Here is a 14,360-nt window from a genome sequence, read left to right on the forward strand (position 1 = left end):
TCTCTGTCATCGAAGCTCCGGCTCTGGCATGATCCGATTTTGGGCAGATCGGTCGGAATTGTCATCCGGCTTGTCAGGACGCTTGACTGCCCCCTGCCCCGTGCTAGCCTGATCCTGACCGTTTGGTCAATAATCCGTGAGGACGATGCCAATGCCGCTTGACCGCAAGCCCGCCCCGAATGACCTGCGCGCCTTCTGGATGCCCTATACCGCGAACCGTCAGTTCAAGTCGGCGCCGCGGATGTTGGTTGCGTCCAAGGACATGCATTACACGGCCGCAGACGGTCGCCAGATCCTGGACGGGACGGCAGGCCTGTGGTGCTGCAACGCCGGCCACTGCCGCCCCAGGATCACCGAGGCCGTGCAGGCCCAGGTCGGAGAGCTGGATTATGCCCCCGCCTTCCAGATGGGCCATCCGCTGGCGTTCGAGCTGGCCAACCGCATCGTGGACATCGCGCCCGACGGGATGGACCATGTCTTCTACACAAATTCGGGCAGCGAGGCCGTCGATACCGCGCTGAAGATCGCGCTGGCCTATCACCGGGCGCGGGGCGACGCGGCCCGCACGCGGCTGATCGGGCGCGAGCGGGGCTATCACGGCGTGGGCTTCGGCGGAATCTCGGTCGGGGGCATCGTGAACAACCGCCGCCATTTCGGCACCTTGCTGGCGGGCGTCGACCACATGCCCCACACCCATCTGCCCGAGAACGTCTTCACCAAGGGGCAGCCGGAACACGGCGCCAACCTGGCCGACGAGCTGGAGCGCATCGTGGCCCTGCACGGGGCCGAGACGATCGCCGCCGTCATCGTCGAACCGATGGCCGGTTCGACCGGCGTCCTGATGCCGCCCAAGGGCTATCTGGAAAAGCTGCGCGCGATCACGAAAAAGCACGGCATCCTGCTGATCTTCGACGAGGTGATCACCGGTTTCGGGCGCCTGGGCAGCCCCTTCGCGGCCCAGCATTTCGGCGTTGTCCCCGACATGATCACCTGCGCCAAGGGCCTGACCAACGGCGTGATCCCGATGGGCGCGGTCTTGGCCACCGCGGAGATCTATGACGCGTTCATGCAGGGCCCTGAGCACATCATCGAACTGTTCCACGGCTATACCTATTCCGGGAACCCGATCAGCTGTGCGGCGGCCATCGCCACGCTGGACACCTATGCCGAAGAAGGTCTGTTGACGCGCGCCGCGTCGCTGGAAACCTATTGGCAAGAGGCGATCCACGGGCTGCGGGACCATCCGAACGTGATCGACATCCGCAACATGGGCCTGATCGGCGCCGTGGAACTGGCGCCGATCGAGGGTCAGCCGGGCAAGCGCGCCTTCGACATCTTCGTGCGCGCGTTCGAGGCCGGCATCCTGATCCGCGTGACGGGCGACATCATCGCCATGTCGCCGCCCCTGATCATCAGCGAGGCGCAGATCGATCATCTGATCGGCACGCTTGGCGAGGTGCTGAAGACCGCCGCGTAAGCGGCCAAACCCATCCAGCCGACCCCGCGACAGAATGGGGCGGCCCGACAGGAAGGACTGCGAATGAGCGACGCAAGTGGCGTGATGACGGCTGCGAACATGACCGTCGATGGCGACAGGCTGTGGGACAGTCTGGACCAGATGGCCCAGATCGGCCCCGGCATCGCGGGGGGTTGCAACCGCCAGACCCTGACCGATGCCGATGCCGAGGGACGTAGCCTCTTCCAGCGCTGGTGCGAAGAAGCCGGCATGACGATGGGCGTCGACCGGATGGGCAGCATGTTCATGCGCCATGAGGGGGTCGAGCCCGATCTGGACCCCGTCTATATCGGCAGCCACCTGGACACGCAGCCGACCGGCGGGCGTTATGACGGGGTACTGGGCGTCCTTGCCGGGCTGGAGGTCATCCGGTCGATCCGGGACCTGGGCATCCGCACGCGCCGCCCCATCGTGGTGACGAACTGGACCAACGAGGAAGGCGCGCGTTTCGCGCCCGCCATGTTGGCGTCGGGCGTCTTTGCGGGCGTCTTGACAGAGGATTACGCCAACAGCCGGCAGGATGCCGATGGCAAGCGTTTCGGCGACGAGTTGGACAGGATCGGCTGGCGCGGAACCGAAGCGCCGGGCGACCGCAAGATCCACGCGATGTTCGAACTGCATATCGAACAGGGCCCGATCCTTGAGGCAGAGGGCAAGCAGATCGGCGTGGTCACCCATGGCCAGGGACTGTGGTGGCTGCAGGTGACGCTGACCGGTAAGGACGCCCATACGGGCAGCACGCCCATGGCGATGCGCGTGAATGCGGGCCTTGGCATGGCGCGGATCATAGAGGCGGTGCATTGCATCGCGATGGACCACCAGCCGGATGCGGTCGGTGCCGTCGGCCAAGCCAACCTTTTCCCGAACAGCCGCAATGTCATTCCGGGAAAGGCGGTGTTCTGCATTGATTTCCGGTCGCCCGATCTGGAGAAGCTGACGTCGATGCGGTCGAGGTTGGAAGCGGAGGCTGCTGAAATTGCCGCGGAACTGGGGCTGGGGATCGAGATCGAGCCGGTCGGGCATTTCGACCCGGTGACCTTTGATCCCGACCTGGTCGGCAAGGTGCGCGGCGCGGCCGAGAAGCTGGGATATAGCCACATGGATATCGTGTCGGGCGCGGGGCATGACGCCTGCTGGATCGCCAAGGTTGCGCCGACAGTGATGATCATGTGCCCCTGCGAAGGCGGGCTGAGCCACAACGAGGCCGAGGCGATCACGCCGGACTGGGCGCGTGCGGGATGCGACGTGCTGCTGCACGCGGTGCTGGACGCCGCCGAGATCGTCCGCTGACGCGGACAGCGGCCGGGGGTTTCACCCCCGGACCCCCAGGGTATTTGGACAAAGAAGAAGAGGGATGCCATGAGCACGGTCATCAGGGGCGGAACCATCGTCACGGCGGATCTGAGCTATCAGGCCGACGTGCTGATCGAGGGGGGGCGTATTGCCGCGATCGGTCAGGGGCTGGTCGGTGACACCGTCCTGGACGCGGGCGGCTGCCTGGTCATGCCGGGCGGGATCGACCCGCACACGCATCTGGAGATGCCCTTCATGGGCACCTATTCGGCCGACGATTTCGAGAGCGGGACGCGGGCGGCACTGGCGGGAGGCACGACGATGGTCGTGGATTTCGCGCTGCCGTCGCCGGGCCAAGGACTGCTGGATGCGCTGCAGATGTGGGACAACAAGTCCGGGCGCGCGCATTGCGATTACAGCTATCACATGGCGGTCACGTGGTGGGGCCAGCAGGTGTTCGACGAGATGCAGGCGGTCGTGGACCGCGGCATCACCAGCTTCAAGCATTTCATGGCCTACAAGGGCGCGCTGATGGTGAATGACGACGAGTTGTTCGCGTCGTTCCGCCGGGTTGGAGATCTGGGCGGCGTGGCGATGGTCCATGCCGAGAACGGCGACGTGGTAGCCGAGCTGTCGGCGCGTCTGCTCGCCGAGGGGAACACCGGCCCGGAGGCCCACGCCTATTCCCGCCCGCCCCAGGTCGAGGGCGAGGCCACGAACCGCGCGATCATGGTGGCCGACATGGCAGGCGTGCCGCTGTACGTGGTCCATGTCAGCTGCGAGGACAGCCATGAGGCGATCCGCCGGGCGCGCGCCCAAGGCAAGCGGGTCTGGGGCGAGCCGCTGATCCAGCACCTGACGCTGGACGAATCCGAGTATTTCAACGCGGATTGGGATCATGCCGCACGCCGGGTCATGTCGCCGCCGTTCCGCAACAAGCAGCATCAGGACAGCCTGTGGGCCGGTCTGCAGTCGGGCAGCCTGTCGGTCGTGGCGACCGACCATTGCGCCTTCACAACCGATCAGAAACGTACCGGCATCGGCGATTTCACCAGGATCCCGAACGGCACCGGGGGTCTTGAGGATCGGATGCCGATGCTGTGGACGCATGGGGTCGGCACGGGGCGGCTGACGCCGAACGAGTTCGTGGCCGTCACCTCGACCAACATCGCCAAGATCCTGGGGATGTACCCGAAAAAGGGCGCGGTCCTGGTCGGCAGCGACGCGGACCTGGTGGTCTGGGACCCCGAGGCGACCAAGAAGATCACCGCCTGCGCCCAGCAATCCGCGATTGATTACAACGTGTTCGAGGGGCAGACCGTCAAGGGCCTGCCGCGGTTCACCCTGACCCGCGGCGTCGTTGCCGTGACCGAGGGCAAGGTCGACAGCCGCGAGGGGCACGGCGAATTCGTGGCCCGCGAGCCGCGCGGTCAGGTAAACCGCGCGCTGTCCGCCTGGAAGGACCTGACCGCGCCGCGCCCGGTCCAGCGCGGCGGCATTCCCGCAAGCGGGGTGTGACTTGACCGTCATCGAGGCAAGCGGCGTCAGCCTGACCTTCCAGACCGCCGACGGGCCGGTGCACGCCCTCAAGGACGTGGACCTGTCCATCGCACCCGGCGAATTCGTCAGCTTCATCGGGCCGTCGGGATGCGGCAAGACCACGTTCCTGCGCAGCATCGCCGCGCTGGAGACGCCCACCGACGGCACCCTGCGCGTCAACGGGATGGAGCCGGACGCGGCCCGACGGGCGCGTGCCTATGGGTACGTGTTCCAGGCGCCGGGGCTTTACCCGTGGCGGACGATCGCGGGGAACATCTCTCTGCCGCTGGAGATCATGGGGTTTTCAAAAGCTGATCGCGCGGAACGCATCGCCCGGGTCATGGACCTGGTCGAACTGTCGGGCTTTGGCGGCAAGTTTCCGTGGCAGCTGTCGGGCGGCATGCAGCAGCGCGCCAGCATCGCACGTGCGCTGGCCTTCGACGCCGACATCCTGCTGATGGACGAACCCTTTGGCGCATTGGACGAGATCGTGCGCGACCGGCTGAACGAGGCGCTGCTGGCCCTGTGGCGCAAGACCGGCAAGACCATCGGCTTTGTCACGCATTCGATTCCCGAGGCGGTCTATCTGTCGACCAAGATCGTCGTCATGTCGCCGCGTCCGGGCCGCATCACCCGCGTGATCGAAAGCACCCTGCCCCCGGACCGTCCGCTGGACATCCGCGACACGCCCGAATTCATCGCCCTGGCCCATGAGGTCCGGGAGGGGCTGCGCGACGGGCACAGCCATGACTAGGGGGCGGCTTGTGCCCGTGATGACGGTGCTGCTGGCCATCGTCGCCGTCTGGTACCTGGCCGCGATCCGCATGAACGCCCAATGGGAGCGTGACCAGGCCGCCCGGGCCGAGGTGACGCTGACCTTGCCCGACCTTGTCGCGCGCACCCTGGTGCAGGAACGCCCCGTGCTGCCCGCCCCCCACCAGGTGGCCGTCGGCCTGTGGGAGGGGCTGGCCGGTCAGGCCATCACCTCGCGCCGCAGCCTGGTCTGGCATGCTTGGGTGACCCTGTCCGCGACGCTGGCGGGCTTTGCCATCGGCACCGGCGCGGGCATCCTGCTGGCGGTCGGCATCGTCCACAGCCGCAGCATAGACCAGTCGGTCATGCCCTGGGCCGTGGCCAGCCAGACCGTTCCGATCCTGGCCATCGCGCCGATGGTCATCGTGGTCCTGTCCAGCATGGGTGTCACGGGTCTTTTGCCCAAGGCGATCATCGCCGCATGGCTGTCGTTCTTTCCGGTGCTGGTCGGCATGGTCAAAGGCCTGCGCACCCCCGATGCGATGCAGCTGGACCAGATGCGCAGCTGGAGCGCCAGCAACGCCCAGGTCTTCTGGCGGCTGCGGCTGCCGTCTTCGCTGCCCTACCTGTTCGCCAGCCTCAAGGTCGCGATCGCCGCGGCGCTGGTCGGAACCATCGTGGGCGAACTGCCCGCCGGAGCGACCGCAGGGCTTGGCGCGCGCCTGCTGTCAGGCAGCTATTACGGCCAGACCGTCCAGATCTGGTCGGCGCTGTTCGTCGCGGCCCTGCTGGCCGCGGGCCTTGTGGCCATCGTCGGATGGCTGGAGCGACGCACCCTCAGCCGCATGGGGTTGGCACGATGACAGAGCTGCGCCTTGGTCGGACCTATTGGTTCCTGCAGAACATCCAGGTGGTCGCGGGGGGCATCGTCGCCTTGGTCGCCGCGCATTGGCTGGCGCCGACGGCCGCGCCGCTGGTGGCGGTATGGCTGATCGCGTGGCTGTTCAACGCGTGGCTGGCCGGGTTCGACACGCCCGCCACGCGCGCCGTCGTGCCGATCATCTTTGGCGGCACGATCATCCTGCTGTGGGAGATGGCGGTCCGCGCCTATGCGATCCCGACCGTGATCCTGCCCGCACCCAGCCAGATCGCGGCCAGTTTCGCGGCCAATACCGGCATTCTATGGACCGACTTCGTCCAGACGATCCTCAAGGGGGCGCTGACCGGCTGGCTGATCGGTGCGGCGGCGGCGGTCCTGACCGCCATCGCCATCGACCGCAGCCCCTTCCTGCAGCGCGGGCTGCTGCCCATCGGCAATTTCGTCGCCGCCCTGCCCATCGTCGGCATCGCCCCGATCCTGGTGATGTGGTTCGGCTTCGACTGGCAGTCCAAGGCCGCGGTCGTGGTGGTGATGGTCTTCTTCCCGATTCTGGTGAACATGGTCGCGGGCCTGCGCGCCACCGATGCGATGCAGCGCGACCTGATGGCCAGCTGGGCCGCCCCCTATGGCGCGGCGCTGTGGAAGCTGCGCCTGCCCGCCGCGATGCCCTTTCTGTTCAACGGGTTGAAGATCACCACCACGCTGGCTCTGATCGGGGCGATCGTTGCCGAATTCTTCGGCAGCCCGACGCGCGGCATGGGTTTCCGTATCTCGACCGCGGTGGGGCGTCTGGACCTGCCGCTGGTCTGGGCCGAAATTGTCGTGGCGGCGCTGGCGGGAACGCTGTTCTATGGCATCGTTGCGCTGATCGAGAAGAAGGTGACGTTCTGGCACCCGTCGCAGCGCAACTAACCGGGGCCGCATCCCCATCCGGGACGGATCCCACCAACAGGAGAGACGGGAAATGACACGACTGATGACCGGGGCCGCGGCCCTTGCGCTGATGGCCGGAGGGGCGCAGGCGGGCGATCTGACGCTGCAGCTGAAATGGGTCACGCAGGCCCAGTTCGCGGGCTATTACGTCGCGCAGGAAAAGGGTTTCTACGAGGAAGAGGGCGTCAACCTGACCATCCTGCCGGGCGGTCCCGACATCGCCCCGACCCAGCTCCTGGCCGGCGGCGGCGCGGACGTTATCGTCGAATGGATGCCTGCGGCGCTGGCCGCGCGCGAAAAGGGCCTGCCGATGGTCAACATCGCCCAGCCCTTCAAGGCGTCGGGCATGATGCTGACCTGTCTGAAGGAAAGCGGCATCAGCGATCCGGCGACCGATTTCGCGGGCAAGACTCTGGGCGTCTGGTTCGCGGGCAACGAATATCCGTTCCTGTCCTGGATGAACACACTTGGCCTGTCGACCGAGGGCGGCCCCGAGGGTGTGACCGTGCTGAAGCAGGGCTTCAATGTCGATCCCCTGCTGCAGAAACAGGCGGCCTGCATCAGCACGATGACCTACAACGAGTACTGGCAGGTGATCGACGCCGGCATCGCCGAGGACGACCTGGTGACCTTCAAGTACGAGGACCAGGGCGTGGCCACCCTTGAGGACGGCCTCTACGTGCTGGAGGAGACGCTGGAGGACAGCGAGAAGGTGACCGACCTGGTGGGCTTTGTCCGCGCCAGCATGCGCGGCTGGCAATACGCGGCCGAGAACCCCGAGGAGGCCGCCCAGATCGTCCTGGACAACGACGAGACCGGCGCCCAGACCCTGGAGCATCAGACCCGCATGATGACCGAGATCGCCAAGCTCCTGGAAGGTTCGGACGGCACCCTGGCCGAGGCCGATTACCAGCGCACCGTCGATATCCTGCTGTCGGGCGGGTCCGACCCGGTGATCCAGGCCGCCCCCGAAGGGGCGTGGGTGTCGACCATCACCGACCGCGCCTTCGACTGAACGACGGGCGGGCCGCCCCATCGGGCGGCCCGCCTTATTCCGCGGGCTGCGCCGCCGCGCGTCGCGCCTGCCTGCGGACGCGCCTGCGTCCGTCCCATGCCAGTAGCGTCGGCGTCAGGATCAGCGTGACCGCAGTCGCCACCACCAGCCCCCCTGCGATCCCCGTCGACAGCTGGATCCAGAACTGGCCCGAAGGCGCGCCCAGGAACAGGTCGCGGCCGGTGAAATCGATGGTCATGCCCAGCACCATCGGCACCAGGCCGATGACCGTCGTGCCGGCCGTCAACAGCACCGGACGCACCCGTTCCGACGCCGCACGCCGCGCCGCGCGGTCCGGATCGTCGCCGGCCCCGCGATATTCGTTATAGGCGTCGATCAGCACGATGTTGTTGTTCACCACGACGCCCGCCAGGGCCATGATGCCGATGCCGCTCATCACGATCGAGAATGCTTCCTGCCGGATCATCAGCCCAAGGAACACTCCCGAGATAGAGAACACGATCGCCGTCAGCACCAGCAGCGCCTGATAAAAGCTGTTCATCTGGATCAGCAGGATGGTGAACATCAGGAAGATCGCCGCGACGAACGCCCCCATCAGGAAGGTCATCGCCTCCTGTTGGTCCTCGATCTCTCCTCCGAACGTGACCTCGACGTCGTCGGGCAGATCGGCCTGGTCGATGCTGGCTTGGATGAGCGCCAACTCGGCCTGCAGCGTGGCGCCCGGGGCCAGGTCCGCGGTCAGGGTCTGGGTTTCTCTCGCGGCGATGCGGGTGATGGCAGAGGGTGCAGGCGCCGGGATCATCTGCACCATGTTGGAAATGGGCACCTGCGCGCCGGACGGACCGGCGACACGCAATGACGACAGGTTCTCCAGATTGCGCTGATCTGACGGATAGCGCAGGGCGATGTCGACCTCGTCATCGGCGAAATCGGGAAGGTAGGTGCCTAAGTTCACCCCCGTCGTCAGCAGCTGGACCGCGGTGCCGATGGTGTTCATGTCGATGCCGAAGCGCGCCGATTCCTCTCGGTCGACGACCAGCCGGATCTCGGGGTTGGGTCGGGGCGTGTCGTTGGCGATGTCAACGAAGCGGCCCTGTGCCTGCATCAGCTGTTCGATCTTGGCCGACGCCTGCTGCAGTGCCGGGCGATTGGAGGCCGATATCTCGATCTGGACCGGGCGGGACGCACCGGGCCCGGATGCCGCGGCCTCGATCTGGATGCCCAGGCCCGGCACCTCCGCCGTGGCGGCGCGCAGCTGGTCGATCACCTCGGTCGAGGGGGCGCGGGTGCGCCAGTCGGTGAACTCGACCTGAATCTGGCCGATCACGTCGCTGGAGAGGCTGGAGCGGACACGCTCCTCGACGCTGCCGATGGTGCGGGAATAGACGCGCTCGATGCCCTCGAAACCCAGGACCTGTTCCTCGATCAGGCGCACCAATCGGTCGCTCTCCTGGACGGAGAGGTTGCCGTTCGCGGTGATCTGGACCTGCGCGCGCTCGGCGTCGGTCTCGGGAAAGAACTCGACCCCGCGGTTCAGGTGCGAATAGGCATAGAGGATCACCAGCACCGTCAGGATCGACAGCCCCAACGTGGCGCCGGGCCGTGCGATGGTCCAGATCGACAGGCGCGCCATCGCGCCCGACGTGTCGTCGGCATCTGGTTCGGGCGGCAGCGCCTGCCCCCCGCCCACGACGCTGCCCGTCACCGGCACGAAGACCAGCGCCATCAGCAGCGACATCAGCAGCGTGGCGATCATTGTGGCGGGCAGATAGAACATGAACTGTCCGGCCAGCCCCGGCCAGAACAGCAGCGGAAAGAACACCGCCAGCGTGGTCGCGGTGGACGAGGTGATCGGCCATGCCATCCGCTGCGCCGCCAGCAGGTAGGCCTCGGCCTTGCCATGACCCTTGGCGATCAGGCGTTCGCCCATCTCGACCACCACGATGGCGCCGTCGACCAGCATGCCGACCACCAGGATCAGCGCGAACAGCACGATCACGTTCAGCGTGAAACCAAGCGCCCAGATGATCAGGATGCCGCCCAGGAACGATCCTGGGATGGCCACCGCCACCAGCAGCGATGCACGCAAGCCCAGAAACAGCACGGTGACCAGCATCACCAACACCACCGCCGCGATCACGTTGTTCTGCAGGTCCGACAGAAGGGTGCGCATCTCCTTGGACTGGTCGTTCATGAAGACGACGCCAACCTGTTCGGGCCAGTCGGCGCGGGTCTGCGCCACCACGTCGCGGACCGCGGCGACGGTGTTGATCACGTTCGCGCCCACCGTCTTGCGCACGTCGATGGCCAGGGCGGGCTGTCCGTCGATGCGGGCAAAGCTGACCGGGTCTTTAAAGGTCTGACGCACCTCGGCCACGTCCTGGACGCGCAGCACGGTGGCCCCGTCGACCAGCACCGGGATCGACATGATTTCATCCAGGCGGACGACAGTGCCGGGGATCGACACCCCGATGCGGCCCGCCCCGGTATCGAAGGAGCCCGCCGCGATCAGCTGGTTGTTGGCTTGGATCGCCTGCGACAGCTGCCCCGGAGAGATGCCATAGGTCTCCAGCGCCAGCGGATCGATCAGGATCTCCAGCTGGTCCTCGCGCTCTCCGGTCAGGTCGGCCTGCAGGACGCCGCTGACGGTCTCGATCTCGTCGCTCAACGCGCGGCCAAGGCGGATCAGCTCGCGTTCCGGGACGGGGCCGGACAGCGCCACCGTCAGGATCGGGAACAGCGCCATGTCGATCTCGCGCACGAAGGGGCCGTCGGCCTCGGGCGGAATGTCCGGGCCCGCGTCGTCGACGGCATCCTTGACCGACTGCAACGCCTGTGCCTGATCGAAGCCGGGGCGGAACTCCAGCGTGACCGAGGCGAAACCCTCGCTGGCCACGGTCTCCATCCGCCGCAGCCCCTCCAGCGCGTTCACCTGCCGCTCGATCGGTTCGGCCAGCAGGGTGGCGGCATCCTCGGCGCTGACGCCGCTATAGGTGACGTTCACGATGAAGATCGGGATGTCGACCTCGGGCATCGATTCCTTGGGGATGGTGACATAGGCCGTAAAGCCCGCCAGCAGCAGGCCCACCATCACCATCATCACCGTGCGGGCGCGGGAAAAGCCCGCCGCGATGATCCCGTTCATGGGCCGGCCACGGCGTCAGATGCCTGGGCCGTGCCCAGCAGCGCCGCCGCATCGGTCGCCCCGTCGCCCACGACGTCGCGATAGGGTTCGGGCGTGTCGCTGACGCGGGCCTGCTGCCCGTCGCTCAGCGCGCCTTGAGAAATGGTGACGACCCGCGCGCGGTCCTCCAGCCCGGTGACCCAGATCGCCTCGGCGCGGGCCTGCACGATCTGGACCGGCGCGAAACGCAGGGTCTGGCCGTCTTCGGCCACAACGAACACGCCGATCCGCCCGGCGTCATCCAGCCGGATCAGCGCCGGCGACAGCCGATGCGCGCGCACCGCGTCCATCGCCAGCGATATCTGCGCGCTGAGGCCTGCGGGCACGGCATTGTCGGGGTTCGGAACCTCGACCTCGACGCGGAAGGTGCGCGTCTCGGCCGTGGCGACCGGCGCGATGAAGCGCACGCGGCCCTCGGCCTCGCGGCCGCCCTGGAACACGACCTGTGCGGACTGGCCAAGCGCGACCGAGGTGATCTCGGACTGGCGGACCTCGATCTGGGCGATCAGGGGATCGTTGCGCACGATCTCAAGGACCTCTCCGCCGGCATCCACGAAGCTGCCCAGTTCGGCCATGACGTTGCTGACGGTGCCGCTGATCGGGGCGGTCAGACGGGTGTTCTGCAGTTCCAACTGGGCCGCGCGCAGTTCGGCCCGGGCCGATTCCAGCTGTGCGAAGCGCGACTGCAGCTCCGCCTCCGAGGTCACGCCCCGTTCCCGCAACTGCCGCGCGGCGTCATAGTCGCGCTCGGCCGACCCCACGGCCGCCTCGGCGCGCGCCACGCCGGCTTCGCGGTCGTCGGCCGACAGCAGCGCCAATTGCTCGCCCTGTTCGGCGACGTGGCCCTGGCGCACGACCTCCTCGACGATCCCTGCGGTGCGCGCCCGCAGGATCGACGTCTGGTCCGGTACGACATTCCCGAACAGCACCGTCCGCGGCACGATCTCCTCGGCGACGGACATGCTGGCCGCGACATGGGGAACCGCCACCTCGACCGGGGCGGCCTCGGCGGGAGGTTCACGGTTCAGCATGCCGCCACCGATCCAGAAGGCCAGAAAGCCCAGGATCGCCAGAAAGGCGAGCGTCGAGGAGGACAGATACCGCGTCATCGTCAATCCATGTCAGGGGCCCCGCCCCGGCCATGGCACCGGGCGGTCTTGTCATCCTAGATGGTTTCTTGGAACGCGCAGGTCAACAGTCGTGACCCTTGTCCCCTGCGTCAAGGCGTCCGCCCCTGCCAAGACCCATGCCCGCCCCCGCGCGTTCCCCTGCCGGAACCACGGCCAGAGAGGATTGATGACACGATGCGCCGCAGCGATCCTGATCACCTTGGCCCACCCTGCCTGGGCGGGCTGACCAGCAGTAAACAACGAACGGACCGGCGCGCAATTGCCGCGTGATCGACCGGTCGCTACCGGATGAGGGCAGTTGGGCGGATCTGTCCCGCCCCGGCACCGCCGGATATTCTTACCAGCTGCGCCAGACCGACGGCCGCAAGGCGGTGACCTATGGCCATTGCCGACGGGCCGGGCACGCCGACATTCGGTGCCTCCAATCATGCGGGTCCCACCGTCGAATGGCGCATGGCACAGGTCGGCGGACGGCCCGTCCCCGTCGCGGCCATCCAGCACTTTCACCTGGCCGATGCCGATGGCGGGTGGAGCACGCGATCCTGGTCGTCTCCAAGGTCAGTCAGCCGGACGACCGCGGCGCATGCATGATGGGCTGCGTGCCCGACCATGATGGTGCCGCAGCGAACAGACGCGCCCGCCGGATCGCCGATGGCACCGCGACCCATGATTGCGCCCATGACCGCACGGTGGTGGAGCCGTCTGCCGCCAAAGTTCCGCCGCGCTGACGGTTTCGGCCAAGGTCTGCACAAAACAGGTGACAGGGCATGCCTTATGCGTGTCAAATGGCACATAATGCAATCATGACGGGAGCTCCTGATGTCGGCATCTGGTCCCTACGGTCGTTGCGGGGTGCTGACCTTGGCGCTGCTGACGGCTGCCTGTGCATCGGCCCCGACCGGGCCGGCATCGACGATCGACGTCCAGGCCTCGGCGCCCGGTCCCGCCACCTGCCCTGCCACGACGGCGGACCAGCAGGCGGCCGGGGTGCGGGCGACCAACGCGCTCCGGCAGCGATCCGGCCTGCCTCCGGTGCAGGCGAACGATCTGCTGGCGCGCGCCGCGGCACGGCATGCCTGCGACATGGCGCAACGCGGCCGCATGACCCATGCGGGCAGCCGCAGCTCGGGCCCGTCGCAGCGGGTCAAGGCGCTTGGCTATGCGCCCACCGTCACGGCAGAAAACATCGCCGCGGGGCCGTTCGGCCTAGATCGGGTGCTGACGGAATGGAACGCCTCTGCGGGCCATGTCTCGAACATCATGATCCCGCAGGTCAGCAACTTCGGCATCGGGCAGGCGCTTGGCGCGGATGGGCGCACGCGCTATTGGGCGGCGGTCTATGCGGCGCCACGCGGCAGATAGGGGCGATGCCTGTCCTGGCCGGAAAGACAGGTTAGCAAATTGAACAAATGACCTATATATGGCTTCGATAGTATCGGAGTCAGTATCATGTTTCGCCTGTCCCTCTGCGCCATCCTGGCGCTGTCTGCCTGCGCCGCCCCGAAGGACCCCTGCGCCGATCTGTGCATGAGCGCCTTCGTCGAGTACGAGCCAGGCTTCGAGCCCTGATCACCCCGAAACGGCGGTGATGCCGCCGACGTGTCTGTCCTTTTTCCTGCAAAGGCGTATCGTTTCCACCCGCCGGTCCCCGGCGGCTATTGGAGAGACGAACATGGCCAAGGGCATGGACAAACGCAAACGCGACGAGAAGAAGCCGAAGAAGCAGAAGCCCAAGACGAACGCTTCGGCGCCCAGCACCAAGGATGTCGTCTCGGCGGCCGTTGCTGCCAAGGGCAAATGACCATCGCGGTGAGGCAGCGCGTCTGACGGTGTCGGTGGCTGATCATAAACGCGCGTGACGCATTGGCATGCCCGTGAAGCGGGATGTGGATCAGCGGAGCTGCACCCATCTCCGGTGGTCCATGTTCGCCGACCCCTGCCCCCTCATAGCGCCTCATCCCGCGACGATATCAATCGCCAGACGCGTAGGGCTGTGCCGATCATGAACAAAAGGCGGCCCAGATGGACCGCCTTTTTCACTTATGATCCAGACCGTGTGAAAACTAGGTGGAATTTAAAGGGCATCGGGCGTTCGGTGATTTTTAGTTTAGAAATCC

12 protein-coding genes are annotated in these 14,360 nt (G+C 66.7%); 10 read left to right on the forward strand and 2 right to left on the reverse strand.

What is annotated here, in order from left to right; genetic code table 11:
• The first annotated feature begins 151 nt into the window (after positions 1 to 151).
• From aptA to FHD68_RS06110, 7 genes are all read left to right on the forward strand, one after another.
• Entirely contained in the window at positions 152 to 1,477 is a 1,326-nt protein-coding gene (gene aptA / locus FHD68_RS06080; RefSeq protein WP_045980854.1) for an omega-aminotransferase AptA, read from the forward strand.
• 63 nt (positions 1,478 to 1,540) lie between these two features.
• Positions 1,541 to 2,806, forward strand: a complete 1,266-nt coding sequence (locus FHD68_RS06085; protein WP_371705367.1) for a Zn-dependent hydrolase — start codon at positions 1,541 to 1,543, stop codon at positions 2,804 to 2,806.
• Between the two features lie 69 nt (positions 2,807 to 2,875).
• Positions 2,876 to 4,327, forward strand: a complete 1,452-nt coding sequence (hydA, locus tag FHD68_RS06090; RefSeq protein WP_127898414.1) for a dihydropyrimidinase — start codon at positions 2,876 to 2,878, stop codon at positions 4,325 to 4,327.
• Between the two features lies 1 nt (position 4,328).
• Positions 4,329 to 5,102, forward strand: a complete 774-nt coding sequence (locus FHD68_RS06095; protein ID WP_045980852.1) for an ABC transporter ATP-binding protein — start codon at positions 4,329 to 4,331, stop codon at positions 5,100 to 5,102.
• Positions 5,095 to 5,964, forward strand: coding sequence for an ABC transporter permease (locus FHD68_RS06100; protein ID WP_139085378.1), 870 nt, complete (start codon positions 5,095 to 5,097; stop codon positions 5,962 to 5,964). The genes FHD68_RS06095 and FHD68_RS06100 overlap by 8 nt, the downstream gene beginning before the upstream one ends.
• Positions 5,961 to 6,893: an ABC transporter permease gene (locus tag FHD68_RS06105; protein WP_127898411.1), complete on the forward strand. Its 933-nt coding sequence runs from the start codon at positions 5,961 to 5,963 to the stop codon at positions 6,891 to 6,893. Before FHD68_RS06100 ends, FHD68_RS06105 begins: the two co-directional genes overlap by 4 nt.
• Positions 6,894 to 6,945: 52 nt before the next feature.
• The gene (locus tag FHD68_RS06110) at positions 6,946 to 7,929 is read left to right on the forward strand and encodes an ABC transporter substrate-binding protein (RefSeq protein ID WP_139085380.1); all 984 of its coding nucleotides are present in this window, start codon (positions 6,946 to 6,948) and stop codon (positions 7,927 to 7,929) included.
• Positions 7,930 to 7,963: 34 nt separating this feature from the next.
• Here FHD68_RS06110 and FHD68_RS06115 read toward each other — a convergent pair whose 3' ends face one another.
• A complete protein-coding gene (locus FHD68_RS06115; RefSeq protein ID WP_139085382.1) occupies positions 7,964 to 11,074 on the reverse strand; it encodes an efflux RND transporter permease subunit in 3,111 nt (1,036 codons plus the stop codon).
• Positions 11,071 to 12,222 carry an efflux RND transporter periplasmic adaptor subunit gene (locus FHD68_RS06120; protein ID WP_052714524.1) on the reverse strand — a complete coding sequence of 384 codons (1,152 nt, stop codon included), beginning with the start codon at positions 12,220 to 12,222 and terminating at the stop codon, positions 11,071 to 11,073. The genes FHD68_RS06115 and FHD68_RS06120 overlap by 4 nt, the downstream gene beginning before the upstream one ends.
• A gap of 548 nt (positions 12,223 to 12,770) precedes the next feature.
• Here FHD68_RS06120 and FHD68_RS06125 point away from each other — a divergent pair.
• The 3 genes from FHD68_RS06125 (at position 12,771) to FHD68_RS19695 (ending at position 14,044) form a co-directional block, all read left to right on the forward strand.
• Positions 12,771 to 12,971, forward strand: a complete 201-nt coding sequence (locus FHD68_RS06125; protein ID WP_127898407.1) for a hypothetical protein — start codon at positions 12,771 to 12,773, stop codon at positions 12,969 to 12,971.
• Between the two features lie 91 nt (positions 12,972 to 13,062).
• Positions 13,063 to 13,605 carry a CAP domain-containing protein gene (locus FHD68_RS06130; protein WP_139085394.1) on the forward strand — a complete coding sequence of 181 codons (543 nt, stop codon included), beginning with the start codon at positions 13,063 to 13,065 and terminating at the stop codon, positions 13,603 to 13,605.
• 310 nt (positions 13,606 to 13,915) lie between these two features.
• Entirely contained in the window at positions 13,916 to 14,044 is a 129-nt protein-coding gene (locus FHD68_RS19695; protein ID WP_255352761.1) for a hypothetical protein, read from the forward strand.
• The last annotated feature ends 316 nt before the right edge of the window (positions 14,045 to 14,360 follow it).

The organism is Paracoccus marcusii (genome assembly GCF_006151785.1).
In the GTDB taxonomy this organism is placed as follows: domain Bacteria; phylum Pseudomonadota; class Alphaproteobacteria; order Rhodobacterales; family Rhodobacteraceae; genus Paracoccus; species Paracoccus marcusii.

Bases quoted from the DNA above. Each gene is read 5' to 3' on its own strand.
- FHD68_RS06130 (WP_139085394.1), top strand. From the start codon at position 13,063: ATGTCGGCATCTGGTCCCTACGGTCGTTGCGGGGTGCTGACCTTGGCG.
- FHD68_RS06105 (WP_127898411.1), top strand. From the start codon at position 5,961: ATGACAGAGCTGCGCCTTGGTCGGACCTATTGGTTCCTGCAGAACATC.
- FHD68_RS06120 (WP_052714524.1), bottom strand. From the start codon at position 12,222: ATGACGCGGTATCTGTCCTCCTCGACGCTCGCCTTTCTGGCGATCCTG.
- FHD68_RS06110 (WP_139085380.1), top strand. From the start codon at position 6,946: ATGACACGACTGATGACCGGGGCCGCGGCCCTTGCGCTGATGGCCGGA.
- FHD68_RS06100 (WP_139085378.1), top strand. From the start codon at position 5,095: ATGACTAGGGGGCGGCTTGTGCCCGTGATGACGGTGCTGCTGGCCATC.
- FHD68_RS06115 (WP_139085382.1), bottom strand. From the start codon at position 11,074: ATGAACGGGATCATCGCGGCGGGCTTTTCCCGCGCCCGCACGGTGATG.
- hydA (WP_127898414.1), top strand. From the start codon at position 2,876: ATGAGCACGGTCATCAGGGGCGGAACCATCGTCACGGCGGATCTGAGC.
- FHD68_RS19695 (WP_255352761.1), top strand. From the start codon at position 13,916: ATGGCCAAGGGCATGGACAAACGCAAACGCGACGAGAAGAAGCCGAAG.
- FHD68_RS06085 (WP_371705367.1), top strand. From the start codon at position 1,541: ATGAGCGACGCAAGTGGCGTGATGACGGCTGCGAACATGACCGTCGAT.
- aptA (WP_045980854.1), top strand. From the start codon at position 152: ATGCCGCTTGACCGCAAGCCCGCCCCGAATGACCTGCGCGCCTTCTGG.